General features: G+C 46.0%; 15 protein-coding genes. All 15 read left to right on the forward strand.

Annotation, left to right across the window (positions count from 1 at the left end):
- On the forward strand, window positions 1–546 hold a 546-nt coding region (locus JL57_RS07155), incomplete at its 5' end, for an RluA family pseudouridine synthase (protein ID WP_034141372.1).
- 185 nt (window positions 547–731) lie between these two features.
- A complete protein-coding gene (gene pyrR / locus JL57_RS07160) occupies window positions 732–1,286 on the forward strand; it encodes a bifunctional pyr operon transcriptional regulator/uracil phosphoribosyltransferase PyrR (RefSeq protein WP_291299801.1) in 555 nt (184 codons plus the stop codon).
- A 464-nt stretch (window positions 1,287–1,750) separates the two neighbouring features.
- Window positions 1,751–2,689 (forward strand): aspartate carbamoyltransferase catalytic subunit, encoded by a 939-nt coding sequence (locus JL57_RS07165; protein ID WP_034141373.1) that lies wholly within the window; start codon window positions 1,751–1,753, stop codon window positions 2,687–2,689.
- Window positions 2,676–3,986 (forward strand): dihydroorotase, encoded by a 1,311-nt coding sequence (locus tag JL57_RS07170; RefSeq protein WP_034141374.1) that lies wholly within the window; start codon window positions 2,676–2,678, stop codon window positions 3,984–3,986. The genes JL57_RS07165 and JL57_RS07170 overlap by 14 nt, the downstream gene beginning before the upstream one ends.
- Window positions 3,987–4,050: 64 nt before the next feature.
- Window positions 4,051–5,163: a glutamine-hydrolyzing carbamoyl-phosphate synthase small subunit gene (gene carA / locus JL57_RS07175; protein WP_034141375.1), complete on the forward strand. Its 1,113-nt coding sequence runs from the start codon at window positions 4,051–4,053 to the stop codon at window positions 5,161–5,163.
- 2 nt (window positions 5,164–5,165) lie between these two features.
- Entirely contained in the window at window positions 5,166–8,339 is a 3,174-nt protein-coding gene (gene carB, locus JL57_RS07180) for a carbamoyl-phosphate synthase large subunit (protein WP_034141376.1), read from the forward strand.
- 370 nt (window positions 8,340–8,709) lie between these two features.
- Window positions 8,710–9,570: a dihydroorotate dehydrogenase electron transfer subunit gene (locus JL57_RS07185; protein WP_034141377.1), complete on the forward strand. Its 861-nt coding sequence runs from the start codon at window positions 8,710–8,712 to the stop codon at window positions 9,568–9,570.
- Window positions 9,557–10,480, forward strand: a complete 924-nt coding sequence (locus JL57_RS07190; protein ID WP_034141378.1) for a dihydroorotate dehydrogenase — start codon at window positions 9,557–9,559, stop codon at window positions 10,478–10,480. Before JL57_RS07185 ends, JL57_RS07190 begins: the two co-directional genes overlap by 14 nt.
- Before the next feature lie 141 nt (window positions 10,481–10,621).
- Window positions 10,622–11,332, forward strand: coding sequence for an orotidine-5'-phosphate decarboxylase (gene pyrF / locus JL57_RS07195; protein WP_034141379.1), 711 nt, complete (start codon window positions 10,622–10,624; stop codon window positions 11,330–11,332).
- 22 nt (window positions 11,333–11,354) lie between these two features.
- Entirely contained in the window at window positions 11,355–11,972 is a 618-nt protein-coding gene (pyrE, locus tag JL57_RS07200; RefSeq protein ID WP_034141380.1) for an orotate phosphoribosyltransferase, read from the forward strand.
- Between the two features lie 279 nt (window positions 11,973–12,251).
- A complete protein-coding gene (locus JL57_RS07205; RefSeq protein ID WP_034141381.1) occupies window positions 12,252–12,719 on the forward strand; it encodes a flavodoxin family protein in 468 nt (155 codons plus the stop codon).
- Between the two features lie 118 nt (window positions 12,720–12,837).
- A complete protein-coding gene (locus JL57_RS07210) occupies window positions 12,838–14,328 on the forward strand; it encodes an alkaline phosphatase family protein (RefSeq protein WP_034141382.1) in 1,491 nt (496 codons plus the stop codon).
- Window positions 14,329–14,466: 138 nt separating this feature from the next.
- Window positions 14,467–14,928, forward strand: a complete 462-nt coding sequence (locus JL57_RS07215; protein WP_034141383.1) for a GNAT family N-acetyltransferase — start codon at window positions 14,467–14,469, stop codon at window positions 14,926–14,928.
- Window positions 14,929–15,091: 163 nt separating this feature from the next.
- Window positions 15,092–16,075, forward strand: coding sequence for a signal peptide peptidase SppA (gene sppA / locus JL57_RS07220; RefSeq protein WP_034141384.1), 984 nt, complete (start codon window positions 15,092–15,094; stop codon window positions 16,073–16,075).
- A gap of 17 nt (window positions 16,076–16,092) precedes the next feature.
- On the forward strand, window positions 16,093–16,610 hold a 518-nt coding region (locus tag JL57_RS07225), incomplete at its 3' end, for an RDD family protein (RefSeq protein WP_034141385.1).

Below are 16,610 nucleotides of genomic sequence, written 5' to 3' on the forward strand. Positions count from 1 at the left end.
GGAATTAATGGGGTATTAAGGCCAGGGATTGTTCATCGCATTGATAAAGATACTTCCGGAATTTTAGTGGTGGCTAAGAATGATATTGCCCATGTAGGACTTGCCGCTCAACTGAAAGCGCACACGATGGAGAGAAAATATTTAGCGTTAGTTCATGGGGTGGTGTCAGAACCTTCTGGCACAGTCGATGCGCCAATTGGTCGTGACCCATCGAACCGCAAGCGAATGGCTGTAGTGATGCAGCATTCGAAACCGGCAGTGACACACTATACCGTATTAGATCGTTTTAGCGAAGTCTCATTCCTTGAAGTACGTTTAGAGACTGGTCGAACTCATCAAATTCGTGTTCATATGCTCTATGTTAAGCATCCGGTTCTTGGTGATCCGGTGTATGGATCAAAGCGAAATCCTTATGGCCTTCAAGGACAAATGCTACATGCCACGCATTTGGGATTTGAACATCCGCGTAGTGGGACGTGGATGAAGTTCGATGCTCCTTTGCCTAAAGTGTTTGCAGCACTTGTTAAAAAATTGCGCACACATTGACTTTTGGACGATCTTTTAGTACACTAAGTGACAAGTGATATGGCCTTTAATGAAGTCCTGAGAGGCTTGGGAAGGCAGACGGAAGTGTCGGAGGACTGTCTGCTTTTCAGACGGTTTTTTTTATACTTATTTATACAAATTTCCGAGCTAAGGATAAGCACTTGAGCGAAAGGAGTTAGTGAGCTGTGGAAGTAGGCACAATTAAAAGTAAAATCTTAGATGCTGATGGGATTCGTCGAGCGGTAACTCGCATCGCACACGAAATTGTTGAAAAAAATAAAGGAACTGAAAAACTAATCTTAGTAGGGATTCGTCGCCGAGGAGTGCCTTTAGCTGAACGGATTCAACAATACATTGAGGAGTTCGAGGGAGTAAAGGTTCCACTCGGGATTTTAGATATTACATTGTATAGAGATGACCTGAGTACCATAGATGTTCATCCAGTCGTTCATGAAACAGATGTCCCGGTGAGCATTGAAGGAAAAAGTGTTATTTTGATTGATGATGTGCTCTACACTGGTCGAACGGCTCGAGCTGCTTTAGATGCGACAATGGATTTGGGAAGGCCAGAACGAATCCAGCTGGCGGTACTGGTGGATCGTGGACATCGAGAGTTGCCTATTCGGGCAGATTATGTTGGCAAGAATTTACCCACCTCCCGGCGTGAAATCGTAGCGGTACGTTTGCAGGAAGTGGATGGGGACGAAGACGTTCTTTTGTTGGAGCGAGATGATATATAAAAGTTATTGAGACTTTACCCTTTAAATGTTATCCAGAGAGATAACCAAGGGGCGAGTGGAACTAGGCTGTGCCTATTTTAATCCTCTCCCTTTGGGAAGAGGATTTTATTATTGTTCGGGGATAAAAAGACGATTTTTGGCGGTTACTAGGACAAGTATCTTCAAAGAATACTACTAGGAACTACACTCTACTAAAATGGAGAACTTCAAGGAAAAAAGCAGAGCTTGATCCAAATCGTAAGACTCCCACTTCTACAAGTGGGAGTGGTACCCCCGGCTCTGCTTCGGTGGGGGTAGAGTCCCCCACCGAAGTCTCGATGTTCAACTTTAGTTGAACGAGTTCACTCTTGGAGTGATTCTAGATATTAGTAAGGCAAAGTCAGGAATGTAAGTCAAGTTTAAATCAAGAGTGCATGGCAAGAACCGTCCCCTTCTTGCAGGCAAAAAATTTTAGGAGGTTTCTAATGAAATGGCTGCGTAAGGATGTTCTCGCGATAGAGGATATGAGTGTTGAGGAAATCCGTCATATTTTGCATACTGCGAAAGTGATGAAAGAAATTTTAATGCGTCCGATTAAAAAATTACCTACTTTGAAGGGTAAATCTGTGGTCAATCTCTTTTACGAGGCAAGTACACGTACACGAACCTCCTTCGAAATGGCCGGCAAGGTTTTGGGAGCTGATACCACTAGTATTGCAGTTGCTCAGAGTAGTGTGAGCAAAGGGGAAAGCTTGTTCGATACAGCTAAGACAATTCAGGCTATGCGAGCGGATCTGGTGATTATTCGTCACCCGAGTTCCGGTTCGGCAAATTTCTTAGCGGATATTCTTCAGGCTGGAGTTATTAATGCCGGAGATGGTCAGCATGAGCATCCAACTCAAGCCTTGCTAGATGTTTTCACAATGCAAGAGCGTTTAGGAGAATTAGAAGGCAAAAAAGTTGTCATCGTTGGAGATGTTTTGCATTCTAGGGTAGCGCGGAGTAATGCCTGGTGTCTTCAGAAAATGGGTGTTGATGTAACCTTTGTAGGTCCACCCACCTTGGTTCCCATTGAAATGGAAGGACTTGGAGGAGTTAAGCTTAGCCATGACCTAGATGGCTCTTTGCCTGGGGCGGATATTGTGATGGCACTTCGTCTCCAACTCGAACGCCAGAAAAGTGGACTGTTTCCAAGCTTGCGTGAGTATAGTCATCTCTATGGTCTGACGGTAGATCGCCTGAAGAAAACAGGAAAGCAAAGTATTGTGCTACACCCTGGACCTATGAATCGGGGCGTAGAAATATCGGATGATGTGGCAGACGGTGTAGACGCTTTGATTGAGCGTCAAGTTACAAACGGGGTGGCCATTCGCATGGCTTTGATTTATTTACTGATAGGAGGTTCTAGTAATGTGGTGGCTTAAAAATATCCAGGTTATTGACCCAAGTCAAAAACTATCATCCCCCCAAGATGTTCTCGTTCAGGGCGGGCAAGTCTTAGAAATTTCCACCTCCATGACCGAGGAAGAGGTTTTAGCTGAAGCTCAAGGGGAACCTGTGGAGACTATTAACGGAACAGGAAAGTTTCTTTTCCCGGGGCTGATTGATGTTCATACGCACTTGCGTGAACCAGGGCAAGAAGATAAAGAGGATATTTTGAGCGGTTCACGGGCTGCAGTGCGGGGAGGGTTTACCGCAATTATGGCTATGGCTAATACTCTACCCGTGATTGATAATCGAGCCTTAGTAGAATTTGTACGCAGGCAGGGGGAGCGTGCAGGCTATGCTCAGGTGTATCCGATTGGGACAGTGACGAAAGGTATGCAAGGGCTTGAACTGGTGGAAATGGCGGATATGAAAGAGGGCGGAGTTGCCGCTTTTTCCGATGATGGTAAAAATATTCAAAATGCCGAAATGATGCGGTTAGCGCTAGAATATGCCAAACTCACAGGTCTCCCCATTATTAGTCATTGCGAAGATAAAGAATTGGCTGGAGAAGGCTTAATGCGTCGAGGTGTCGCTTCAACGAGGATGGGATTAAGGGGGATTCCAGCCATTGCAGAAAGCGTGATTGTGGCAAGAGATCTGCTGTTAGCGGAAGAGACTGGGGGAAAACTTCATCTTGCTCATATTTCTACGACAGAGAGCGTTGAGCTGATTCGTCGGGCTAAAGCGAAGGGTGTGGATGTAACTGCAGAAGTGAACCCTCATCATCTGATCTTTTGTGATCAAGATATTACCATAACGGATACAGTACTTAAAGTAAATCCTCCGCTAGGCTCAGCAGCAGACAGAGAGGCCCTAATCGAGGGACTTCGCGACGGAACCATAGATATGATCGCCACCGACCACGCGCCACACACTCAGGCGGAAAAAGCACGTCCCTTTGCTGAGGCTCCGTTTGGAATTGCCAGTCTGGAGACCGCGCTGAGTGCGGTTTGGCAACATTTAGTGCTGCCAGGACGGCTGAGTTTTGAGCGAGTGATCGAGGCTTGGAGCTACACTCCGGCAAAGCGTTTCAACTTGCGTGGGGGGTCGTTAAAACCTGGCACTTCGGCAGATATGGTGCTCTTTGATCCAGATTTCGCAGAAATGATTGAGCCCGCTACGCTGGTTTCCAAAGCAAGAAATACACCTTTTCTAGGAAAAACTCTCCAGGGTTTACCAGTGATGGTGTGGGTGGAAGGTCGGCTTGTGCAGAGAGATAGAACGGTACTATGAATTGGGAAACTTTGAAAACAGGTATATAAACCAAAGAAAGCGCGGTTAGAGAGGAGTGTTTGAGATGGCTTATCTCGTTTTTCAGGATGGGACGACCTTTGAGGGGGAAGCATTTGGGGCGTGGTTGAAGCGTTCGAACTCAGTGACAGAACAGGAAGTAGTTTTCAATACGTCGATGAGTGGCTATCAAGAAATGGTCACGGATTTGTCCTATGCGGGGCAGATTCTCGTCCTTACTCAACCGCAAATCGGAAATTATGGCTGGCACCATGAAGAAAATGAAGCGGATAAAACTCGTCTTCAGGGACTCATTCTACGAGAACTTTCCCAGGGAGAGGGAAGTTTACATGGCGAAGGGTCTCTGGAGGACTATTGTCTACAGCAAGGTGTTCAGGGATTGAAAGGCGTAGATACAAGGGCTTTGACAAGGTATCTGCGTCAATTTGGGACCTTACCGGGTGTATTAGTGGAAACTCGGGAGGCGGGATTGGAGTTCTGGACGAATTATCAGGGTCAGAATGAGGCTGCGGGGAAACGTGAGCACTGGGTTTATCGGTCAACGGTTAAGGAGGCCTACGAAATTCCAGGATCAGGTCCATTACTCGCGGTGCTTGACTTCGGAGTTAAGCGAAATATTATCCGTCACCTTCAAAAGCGAGGGTTTAGAATCATGGTTTTTCCAGCCAGGTCCACGGCGGAGGAAATTCTCAGTCATCATCCTCGCGGATTGGTGTTGAGCAATGGTCCTGGAGATCCTGAAGAGTTGCCAGAAGAAGTTGCCACAGTGCGAAGATTATATGACAAGTTGCCAGTCTTGGGCATTTGCTTAGGGCATCAACTTTTAGCCTTGGCCGCGGGTGGGGAAACCTATAAACTCCCTTACGGGCATCGTGGGGGAAACCATCCCGTCATTGATACGCGTTCTGGAAAAGCAACTATGACCTCCCAAAACCATGGTTACGCTGTGCAGGAGGCTTCACTAGCAGGCTCGGGTTTCGAAGTGACGTTGCTGAATCTCAATGATGGTACCGTCGAAGGCATGGAACATCAGAGTTACCCTGTCCTGTCCGTACAATTTCATCCTGAAGGGGCTCCAGGACCGGAAGAGAACGCAGTAATCTTTGATCGGTTTAAGGAAATCGTCGAGAAAAGCTCAATCAGAAAGGGGAGGAAATAACGATGCCCAAAAAAGAGTGGAAAAGGGTTCTGGTGATCGGATCAGGCCCTATAGTAATTGGGCAGGCTGCAGAGTTTGACTATGCCGGTACGCAAGCTTGTCGGGCTTTGCGTGAGGAAGGCGTCGAAGTCATTCTCGTGAATTCCAACCCAGCAACGATCATGACGGATCGGGAAACAGCGGACCGTGTCTATATTGAACCATTAACTGTCGAATCCGTGGAACGGATTATTGAGCGGGAAAGACCGGATGGATTAATCCCTACTATGGGTGGGCAGACTGGCCTGAATTTAGCCTATCAACTTGCTAAACGAGGAGTTTTAGATCGCTGTGGGGTTACTTTGATGGGAACCTCCCTGCAAAGTATTGATCAAGCAGAAGATCGGGAAAGCTTTCGAGCTTTGATGCAAGAACTTAAAGAACCTATACCAGAGAGTAAAATTGTGTCTCAAGTTGAAGAAGCACTCGCTTTTGCGACAGAGACAGGATATCCCTTGATTGTGCGTCCAGCCTTTACTTTGGGGGGTACTGGAGGCGGGATTGTCCAGAATTCAGAGGAACTAAAACAGATCGCCGAAAGTGGTCTGCAAGCTAGTCTGATTGGGCAGATCCTCGTGGAACGAAGTGTCGCCGGCTGGAAGGAAGTTGAATTTGAAGTTCTCCGAGATGGAGCTGGAAACTGTATCACGATTTGCCATATGGAAAATATGGACCCTGTAGGAGTGCATACTGGGGATAGTATTGTCGTCGCTCCTTGTCAAACCTTGACGGATCGGGAAGTTCAAATTCTCCGTAGCGCATCACGACGAATTGTCAACGGTCTAGGTATTGAAGGGGGATGTAATGTCCAGTTTGCTCTGCACCCTTCTTGCATGGAGTACGTGGTTATCGAGGTTAACCCTCGTTTAAGTCGTTCTAGTGCCCTCGCTTCTAAAGCGACCGGATATCCGATAGCTAAGGTCGCGGCTAAAATAGCGTTAGGGTATACACTAACCGAACTAAAAAATGCGGTGACAGGGAAAACCTCGGCTTGCTTTGAGCCGGCCTTAGATTATGTAGTGGTTAAAATTCCACGCTGGCCCTTTGATAAATTCAGTGAAGCGGACCGACGTTTAGGTACTCAGATGAAGGCAACCGGAGAAGTGATGGGGATTGGTCGAAACTTAGAAACCGCCCTGCTCAAAGCGATCCGCTCTTTGGATATTAAAGTTTATGGGGTTCGGTTATTGGAACTTGGGGGGCTTGCTGACGCTGAACTTAAAACTCTTTGTCAACAACCGGATGATCGAATGTTGTTTGTTTTGGCAGAAGGGCTGAGACGCGGTTGGTCGGTGGATTGGCTGGCTGAGGAAACAGGCTGGAATCGCTATTTCTTACTGATAATTAAGCGTTTAGTGGATAACATACCTTTACTAGAACAAGCACCCTGGGATAAAGACGCGCTGCTTAGTGCTAAACGGCTCGGTTTTGCAGATCAAGAAATTGCGACATTCTGGAAGGGTTCGGAGGATGAGGTTCAGCAGTTTAGGCAAGAGCATCGTATTCGAGCCGTTTTCAAGATGGTGGATACTTGTGCAGGAGAGTTTGAAGCCACGACCCCCTATTTCTATTCAAGTTATGATGTTGAAGATGAAGGGGAGGTTCACAAGCAGCCCAAAGTCGTTGTTTTAGGATCTGGCCCGATTCGAATCGGACAGGGGATTGAATTTGATTATTGCTCAGTACACGCGGTTTTGGCACTCCGAAAAGCTGGGTATGAAAGTATTATTATCAATAACAATCCTGAGACAGTTTCGACGGACTTTGACACGGCTGATCGTCTTTACTTTGAGCCTTTGACCTTGGAGGATGTCTCAGCTATCCTAGATAAAGAACAACCCGATGGAGTGATTGTCCAGTTCGGAGGGCAGACGGCGATTGGTTTGGCCAGTGGGCTAGCACGACGCGGCTATCCTATCATAGGAACGGCTGTAGAAGACATTGACCGGGCAGAAGAGCGGGGAACCTTTGACCGTGTTCTGCAGGAACTAGGGGCAAAAAGACCTCGCGGAGGCGGGGCCACGAACATGGAGCAAGTGCAGCGCGTGGCTCAGAAAATAGGATTTCCCTTGGTGGTCCGTCCTTCTTATGTCCTCGGTGGAAGAGCGATGGATATCGTTTATGAAGAGAAGGAATTAGAGGCCGTTGTCAGGCGTGCCTTATCTGCCTCAGCGGAGCAGGAGATCTGGATGGATCAATATCTGCTCGGTAAAGAGGTGGAAGTCGATGCAATCTCGGATGGAGAGAACGTCTTTATCCCGGGGATCATGGAACATTTAGAACGGGCAGGGGTTCATTCTGGAGATTCCATCGCGGTTTATCCGCCTCAAACTATCGACTTGAATATGCAAGAGCGTATCATCGCTTTAACTGAATCACTGGCTCGATCGTTGAAGGTTAAAGGGTTACTTAACATTCAATATGTAATTTATAAGAAAGAACTCTTTGTACTCGAAGTCAATCCACGATCCAGCCGAACTGTGCCTTTTCTTAGCAAAATCACCGGGGTTCCGATCATTGACTGGGCGACTCAAGTGATTTTAGGCAGGAAATGGGACGAAATCGCGATTCCGCGCGGTCTCTGGCCAACGGGAGATCGGGTTGCTGTTAAGGCTCCTGTCTTCTCCTTCTCAAAACTGCAAAGGGTCGAACCGTCTTTAGGACCGGAGATGAAATCCACGGGTGAAGTAATGGGAATGGATAGGACTTACGAAAAGGCCCTCTATAAAGCGCTTTTGGGAGCCGGTTTATCCTTTACAACCTATGGTTCAGTGTTTATGACTCTAGCAGATCGCGATAAAGAGGAAGGGGTCGACCTTGCTCGCAGGTTTGCAGAACTTGGCTTTAGAATTATGGCCACCAAAGGGACCACCCACTATCTGCAGAGTAAAGGGTTAAGAGTGGAACAGGTGGCGAAGCTACATGACGGCTCAAACGAAATTATCGACGGAATTCGGAGGCAAAAAATTCAATATGTCATTAATACTACGACCCATGGCCGGGTTCAAGAAAGTGATGGCTTTGCGATTCGAAGAGCGGCAGTAGAACATGGGATTCCCTGCTTTACGAGTTTAGACACTGCGGCCGCGTTACTTCAGGTGCTGGAAAGTATTTCACCAGGTCTCTTGCCGCTATAAGCGATGTTCGAGGTTCGATGTTCGTGGTTCGAACGAAGGACATGGCACGAAGCACGAACTTCGAACAACGGAGGTACAAAGCACGAGTTAAGAAGCGAGAAACACCAGACACGAGCATGAGGCGCGAGGTTAAAAACTCGAGTTACAACCACCAACCGCCCGAAATCGGTGGGAATTGAATTTCACCACAAAACGTACCACTATAAGTTAAATATTTGAACGTACTCAGAATAAGTTCGCGATGAACTTATTCTGAGGAGTTAGACCTAAATCGATGTTTGATAAGATTTAATATCAGTTCAAGATTGTGTTTATTAACTATTCGAGTCTCGAACTTCGAACCTCGAGCCTCGAATTAGGGGAGGTTGCCATGCTTACGGAAGGACAAGTGGTTGTTCATGAACCCTTCGGAGACGAAGATCAAAAGCTTAGGAGACTGGTTCTGAAGGGGCCCATTGCCAAAAACGCGCAAGCGGGACAATTTGTAGCCGTTAGAGTTCAGGATCCAGCACTTCCTTCATATGATCCTTTATTGCGGCGGCCCATTAGCTTGGCGGAAATTTCTCCTGAGCGCGATGAAATCACCTTGCTCTATCGAGTTGTGGGTAGAGGAACTGAAATCTTAGCTCGTGCTGGATGTGGAGAGCGTCTCAGCATTATGGGTCCCTTAGGGAAGGGATTTTCCTTACCGGATGAAGGGGAATTGTGGTTAATTGCGGGAGGGATTGGGATATTCCCGCTTTATTCTTTAGCTCAAAGTGCTCTTGCCCGGGGGCTATCCGTGCGTTTGTTTTGGGGGGGAGATAATCGTTCCTTCCTAGAAAGTGCGGGACTATCCTTATGGCAAGCGCTGGGGCTTCCGATACATCTCAGTACAATGGATGGAAGTCTAGGTCAAAAAGGGCTCGTGACGGTTCAAGTACTGGAGCAATTATCGAAGTTAACTGGGCAGGGGCAGAAGCAATATAAGCTACATACGAGTAAAAGTGGCAAGATAAATGTCGCCACTTGCGGTCCTCACAGGATGATGCAGGCAGTGACGGAACTATGTATGAACTTTGGGGTTCCCGTGGAAGTTTCGCTGGAAGAACGCATGGGATGTGCTGTAGGAGCTTGTTTAGGATGTGTATGTACTCTGAAGGACGAAGCTGGAACTTTGATGCAAAGGAAAGTTTGTCTGGATGGACCGGTTTTTCGGGGCGAGGAGGTGGTCTGGGATGTGTCCTGTTGATTTAAGGACTGAGCTGGCGGGTATCCTATTAAGGAATCCGATCCTTACTTGTTCAGGGACTTATGGTTTTGGAGAGGAGTACGCAGCCTATTGTCCAGTCGAAGCTTTGGGAGGAATAACCTTGAAAGGGATTACTCCTTTGCCACGACTGGGAAATCCCGTTCCCCGGTTAGCGGAAACTCCGGCAGGGTTATTGAATGCCGTCGGGCTTGAAAATCCTGGACTTGAGGAATTTCTCAAGTCCTATTTACCCAAGGTGCGGGAATTGCCGACAGCGGTCATTGCCAACATCTCTGGTTTTTCCCTGGAGGACTATACTCAGATGGCGCGGGCCTTGCAAAGGGATTCAGGGTTAGCTGCGCTGGAAATCAATATTTCCTGTCCCAATGTCAAACATGGCGGAATGCATTTTGGCACGGATCCGCAGAGCGCTCAAGAAGTGATTACAGCTGTAAAAGCAGAAACTGATCTTCCGATTATCGCTAAACTTTCACCTAATGTCACAGATATTGTAGGGATGGCCCGAGCGGTACAGCTTGGGGGAGCAGATGCTGTTTCCCTAATTAATACGTTGTTGGGAATGTCTATTGATCTTGATCGACAACGTCCTATTTTAGCCAATACCTTTGGAGGTCTTTCTGGGCCCGCTATTCGTCCGGTTGCTGTCCGTATGGTTTGGCAAGTCTTCCAAGCCGTGGATTTACCCATCATAGGAATGGGCGGGATCACTACGTGGCAGGATGCAGTAGAATTTCTGCTAGCAGGGGCTACGGCGGTAAGTATCGGTACGGGGAATTTCGTTAATCCTCAGGCACCCCTGGAGATCCTCCAGGGAATCCAAGACTACTGCGATAAACACGGACTTGCTTCCGTGGCAGAATTAACAGGATTAGCCCATAAGTCTTTGTAAGTTAGCTTCCACATAGGAACACTTCATGGCCCAGAGAATAATACTCCACCTGAAGTTTACGAAGAATTTACCTTCACTTACGTATAAATAGGGGTCTGGGAAATTAGGTAAATTTTCGCTGGTTGAAACGGAGGTAATCATTTGGATATCACAAAAAATAATCGGGTCATGGTGGCTCTTGATGTTCCAGGGCGCGAGGAAGCCTTAGCTTTAGCTAGGGTACTCCAAGGCAGTGGATGTTGGCTTAAAGTGGGTTTGGAACTGTATTCCTACACCGGTCCGGCGATGATTGGGGAACTTAAGGCTATGGGATTTCCTATCTTTTTAGACCTCAAACTCCATGACATTCCGAACACAGTGGAACGGGCGATTCGCGGATTTGTTCAGTGCGGTGTGGACATGATCAATGTCCACTGCAGTGGCGGGTATGATATGATGGCTAGGGCTGCTTACGCAGTACGAGAAGAAGGAAGTAAGCTGGAGCGTGTTCCTAAAGTGATTGGGGTTACAGTCCTGACGAGTATCTCAGAAACTCAATTCAGTGAAGAGATGGGAATGCAACGAAATCTTAAAGAGCATGTCGTATCCCTCGCAAAATTAGCAACCAAAGCAGGACTCGATGGAGTTGTCGCTTCTGCTATGGAGGCGAGAGAGATAAGGCAGAATACCAACCCGGAGTTTCTGATTGTAACACCAGGAATACGTCCGGCCTGGAGTGAAGCCCAGGACCAGATGAGGGTTTTGACCCCGGTTGAAGCCTTGGCAGCGGGAAGTTCGTATCTAGTGGTCGGAAGACCAATTACCCGGGCTGAGGACCCTCGTCAAGCCTTAGAACGACTTTGGGTACTGTAGGAAAAGGAGAGAGATACTAAACATGAAAAACGAATCAAATGCAGAATTTAAACTAGGTAAGGCACCCTTAAGTGCTGATCAATACCTGGACATATTTAGAAAAAGCTCAGCCTTATTGGAAGGACATTTTCTCTTAACTTCAGGAAAGCACAGCGCTCAGTACATGCAGTGTGCTCAAGTTCTGCAATATCCGGAGCGGGCAGCTATTTTAGCCGAGGGTTTAGCGTCAGTATTTCGTGACCTGGAGATCCAAACCGTTATTGGACCCGCCACGGGTGGGATTTTAGTGTCTCATGAAGTCGCTAAAGCGTTGGGAGTTCGGTCTTTGTTTACAGAACGGGAAAATGGAATTATGCGTTTGCGGAGAGGGTTTACCCTTTCCCCAGGGGAACGTGTCTTAGTAGTTGAAGACGTGATCACAACGGGTGGATCTGTCCGTGAGGTGCTCTCTGTTGTCCGAGAATTTGAGGCTATCCCAGTTGGGGTTGGTGTGCTGGTGGATCGAACCGGAGGAACGGTAGATTTTGGTCTACCCCAGAGTTCGATTATTCAATTAGAAATCCAAGCCTATGAAGCACAGGAATGTCCGCTTTGTGCTCAAGGGATCCCTGCGATCAAACCGGGAAGTAGAAAACTTTAGGTCGTTGTTAAATTCTATTGAAGAGATTAAAGGCTCACTTAAAAGAGGGTTGTAACAAACTGAAAAAAATCATTTGTTACAACCCTTAACTCTTTAAGAACAACCTGGATTAACCGAAATTCATAGGAATTTAAGAAGTGGTTTACTTGGTGGATGTCATTTGCGGAGATATTATAGGATTCTATTAAAACTGAAATTATTTCCAGAATAAGAGGAATATATTGGATTGGAGCGAATAATGAAGGGATAGAAAAAGGTGGAAAGGAGCTGTGAATCCGATTGAAGACCTTGCTAATCTATGATTCCTTCTTCGGTAACACCGAACAGATAGCCTATGCCATTGGAAACATACTTAGCTCTCAAGAAGGAGAAACAATCAGGGTAACAAAAGTTACGCCGAGGGAATTACTCGACTTAAAACTGTTAGTTATTGGATCTCCTACCCGAGGTTTTCGACCTACCGAAGCAATTACTAAATTCATAAAACAATTACCTGAGAATAGGCTTAAAGGTGTCACGGTTGCAACATTTGATACGAGGCTATCCTTAAGTGACATCGAATCGTCTGCGCTGAGAACGATCGTTAGAGTGGGCGGCTACGCTGCCAATTCCATTGCCAATAAGCTAAGAAAGAAGGGCGGAACCCTGATTGTGCCTCCGGAAGGGTTCCTTGTAACCGGGGAAAAAGGTCCCCTAAAAGAGGGCGAACTTGAACGAGCTGCGGACTGGGCTAAGCAATTATTTTAAGCACTATGTCAATAGTTATAAGTTCAATGTACTTTATGGCTATTAGACAACAATGGGCGATTTGAATAAGATAGTTTGATATAATAAAGTGATTTAGTTTTCAGAGAGGGGGTTGATCGTGAAGAAGGTAATCCTATTTGTCATTGACTCCCTTCATCCTGTGGTCTTGGCCAGGATCCTTTCGGAAGGAAATGCCCCTGCTTTGAGCTTTCTCGCAAAACACGGAACTTACTTTGATCAAGTTATCTCCGCTTTTCCTACCATGACCCCTGTCGCCACAAGTTCCATGATTACGGGCACTTGGCCTGATCAACATAGAGTTCCTGGTTTTATCTGGTACAACGAGGAGATACGGAAGATTGTAGATTATGGAGCGACTTGGCAAAGCGTTTTAAAAATTGGTCCGCAGCAAGTCCTTCGCAACCTGTTAATTAGGCTTAATGAGGAGCACCTTAATTCAAAAACGCCGACTTTGTATGAAGAACTGGAAGCAGGCGGATATAGTTCTGGTAACATTAACTTTTTCATGCATCGGGCTACACACCGTTACAAAGCAAAAATCCCCTTTTTGCTTTCTTTGGCGACGGGTTTTCGTTTAAAACAAGAACAAGTTTCAGGACCAGCCCACTTGACCCTTGGTCAACTCATCCATCCGCCTTTCTACGGATGGCCTGTGAGTTATCCCATAGGGCCTTTTCATCGTTTCGGAGTCAATGATGTTTTTTCTGGGATGATAACTGCTCAGCTGGTCCGCGAAAAGAAGCAGCCAGATTTCACAGTGGTCTATTTCCCGGATAATGACAAATATTCACACGAGTACGGCCCATTACGCTCAGGGCCCTCGATCGAACGTGCAGACCAACAAATCGCTCTGGTCCTTGATGAGTTTAGTTCGTGGGAAAAAGCCTTAGAGGAAAATGTCATTATCGTTACCGGAGACCATGCACAGTCGACGGTTGGGTTAGGCAAAGAATACCTGATCGATTTAGATTATGCGTTAAAGTCTTTTCAACGATTAAAAGCTACAGAAGAAGCAAGTGGAGATGACAATAGCAAGGAGATTGCCATTTGTCCGAATGAACGCATGGCTTTTATTTATCTTCTCCAGCGTATGAATGAGATTTTACCCGAAGTGGTGGGAATTCTAGCCAAAGATCCTCGCAATGCCCAAATCGCATGGAAAGTCTCTGAAAATAGATATTGCGTTGTACAAGGCGGAACGGAAAAAGAGCTTTGCTTTTGGCGAATTGGTCCTTATCAAGATCTTTACGGTCAATCTTGGTCTTTTGAAGGGGATCTATCCGTGGTCGATGCCCAGGTTGTAGACCAAAAAATCATCGAATTTGGGAAGTTTCCAGATGCATTTAATCGTCTGATATCAGCACTTGAAGTGCGGAGCGAAAGTCGTGTCATTGTTTCGGCCGCATCGGGATACGAATATTTTGCCGTCGGGGCACCTATTCACCCGGGCGGAGGAAGCCACGGTTCCCTAGAACAAGAAGATTCGACAGTGCCCATGATCATTTCTGGGATGACGGTCAATTTGAAGCATCCACGGATTGTTGATCTATATTCAATGATTCTTGAACATTTTGGATTAGGACGATGAGTGTAAATAAGTGAGTCTTTTCTAGGCCTCTGGACAGAAAGATGTGTCATTCTCGAAAGGATATAGGGTTTGCTTAGCTCTTTTACGTTATTATTAAGAGAGAATTATAAATCGAATTCGTTAGGGGTTGGTAAGAGAGTGGCTGTTGTAGATTCAAATCAAACAATTAGAAGGGCTAAACATAATGACATTGACAGTTTACTTGGATTATTAAGTGTCTTATTTTCTATAGAAACTGATTTTACTATCGATGAATCAAAGCAGCGAAGTGGACTCGAAATGATGCTAGATGGCCAAACTAACCGCTGCATAATGGTAGCGGAACTAAATCAAAAGATCGTAGGAATGTGCACGGCGCAGATTTTGGTATCCACTGCCGAGGGCGGAATAGTTGCTTTAATTGAAGACATGGTTATCGGCAACAATTATCGAGGACAGGGAATAGGTAGGGACCTGTTAATATCGATTGAAGGTTGGGCAGTTGAAAAAGGTGCAAGGCGTTTACAGTTACTAGCTGATCGCAACAACACCCCGGCTTTGGAATTCTATGCAAAGATGAATTGGAACAACACTCAGCTTATCTGTTTACACAAAAAGTAGTTGATAAAACATTTTATGAGCAAAACGGTAAACATTTTGATTCAAGGTGACATTAAGTGTAGATCAGAAGAAAAAGGTAATGCTCAGTATAAAATAGGCTCAAAAAGAACGGGTTTCATGCTGTTTTGTGCCTTGAGCGCAGCGAAAGGAATGGTTTATAAGTATGAATAAAAAGCGCTGGATTTCTATAGCTGTTATCATTGTTTTGTTAGTGGTGTACGTACGTACAGAAGTTATTTCAACAGGACCAAACATAGGGAAATTGAAAAGATCCCTGCTTCCTTCTGAACCATCATTCAGTACCGAGACTTATCAAGAAGGAGCCGGTAAAACCATTGCTTTGATTACCGTCAAAGGAACAATTCAGAGCGAAAGTGATACATTGACAGCCGGTACCAATGCCTATAATCATCAAGCATTTTTACAGGAAATCGATGATGCCTTTACTAATCCGGAAATTCAGGCTGTTGTCCTGACGGTTGATTCGCCTGGCGGCGGTGCATATGAAAGTGATGAGATTTATCAGAAACTGATAAGTTATAAAGAAAAATACCCCAAACCTTTGATTGTTTCCATGGGTTCAATGGCAGCTTCAGGCGGTTACTATATTTCGATGCCGGCGGATAAGATTTTTGCGAGCCGGAATACGATGACCGGATCAATCGGCGTAATTATGAGTACGTATAATTACAGCCAGCTGGCAGAAAAATTGGGTATTGAGGAATTTGTTTTCAAAAGCGGTAAAAACAAAGATATCATGAATCCGATGCGTGACGCGACTCCGGAAGAAAAGCAGATCATGCAGGGGATCATTGATGAGTATTATGGTTATTTTGTCGATACAGTGGCCAAAGGAAGAAAAATGGAACGTCAGGCCGTCATTCAAGTTGCGGATGGAAGGATTTATACAGCTTCGCAGGCCAAGTCACTGGGTCTGATCGACCAGATCGGCGATTTGGATGGAGCCATTACCGAAGCAGCAAAAATGATTAACGAAAGTGATCCCAATATAATCCAGTATATAAATGAAAATCCATTCAGCTTGAATCTACTCTTATCCATGGCGTCGCCCCAACTTGATTTCTTGGGGATAAAACAGGATTTGCAGAACAGTGCGGTACCTACCGCGATGTACCTGTATCGCTAAAGGAGCGTGATTAATCAATGGATATTAATAATCATGAGAACAGCGGCGATCAGACAGTGGAAAGCATCAATACCGTAGCTTGGAGAGTCGTGGGTTTTTGGACCAGATTCTGGGCCTTTAGCATCGATCTGGCAGTCATTGCGATGAGCAGTCAGATTTTTTTCCGGGTTTTATGGCCGGCAGGTCTTGGAACAACAACCATCAAATCATTTGTACTGATCAATTCACTCTTTCCAGGCATCTGGGGAAGCTTTTATTTTGTTTTAATGACGATGTATTTCGGACAAACGCTGGGGAAAATGATCATGGGAATTAAAGTTGTTAGCAAAGACGGCTGCCTTCTCAACTGGTCTACTGTCGTCATACGGGAAGTTGCCGGAAGAACGATGTCACAGTTGCTCGGCACTTACCTGGGCTATTTGGTTTGCGCATTTCATCCCCGGAAGCAATCCTTGACCGATATCATCAGCGATACCTATGTAGTTTATGATGAGAATAAAAAGTGGGGCAAATGGGTTCAGATCCCGGCAGCAGT

The organism is Desulfosporosinus sp. BICA1-9 (genome assembly GCF_000802135.1).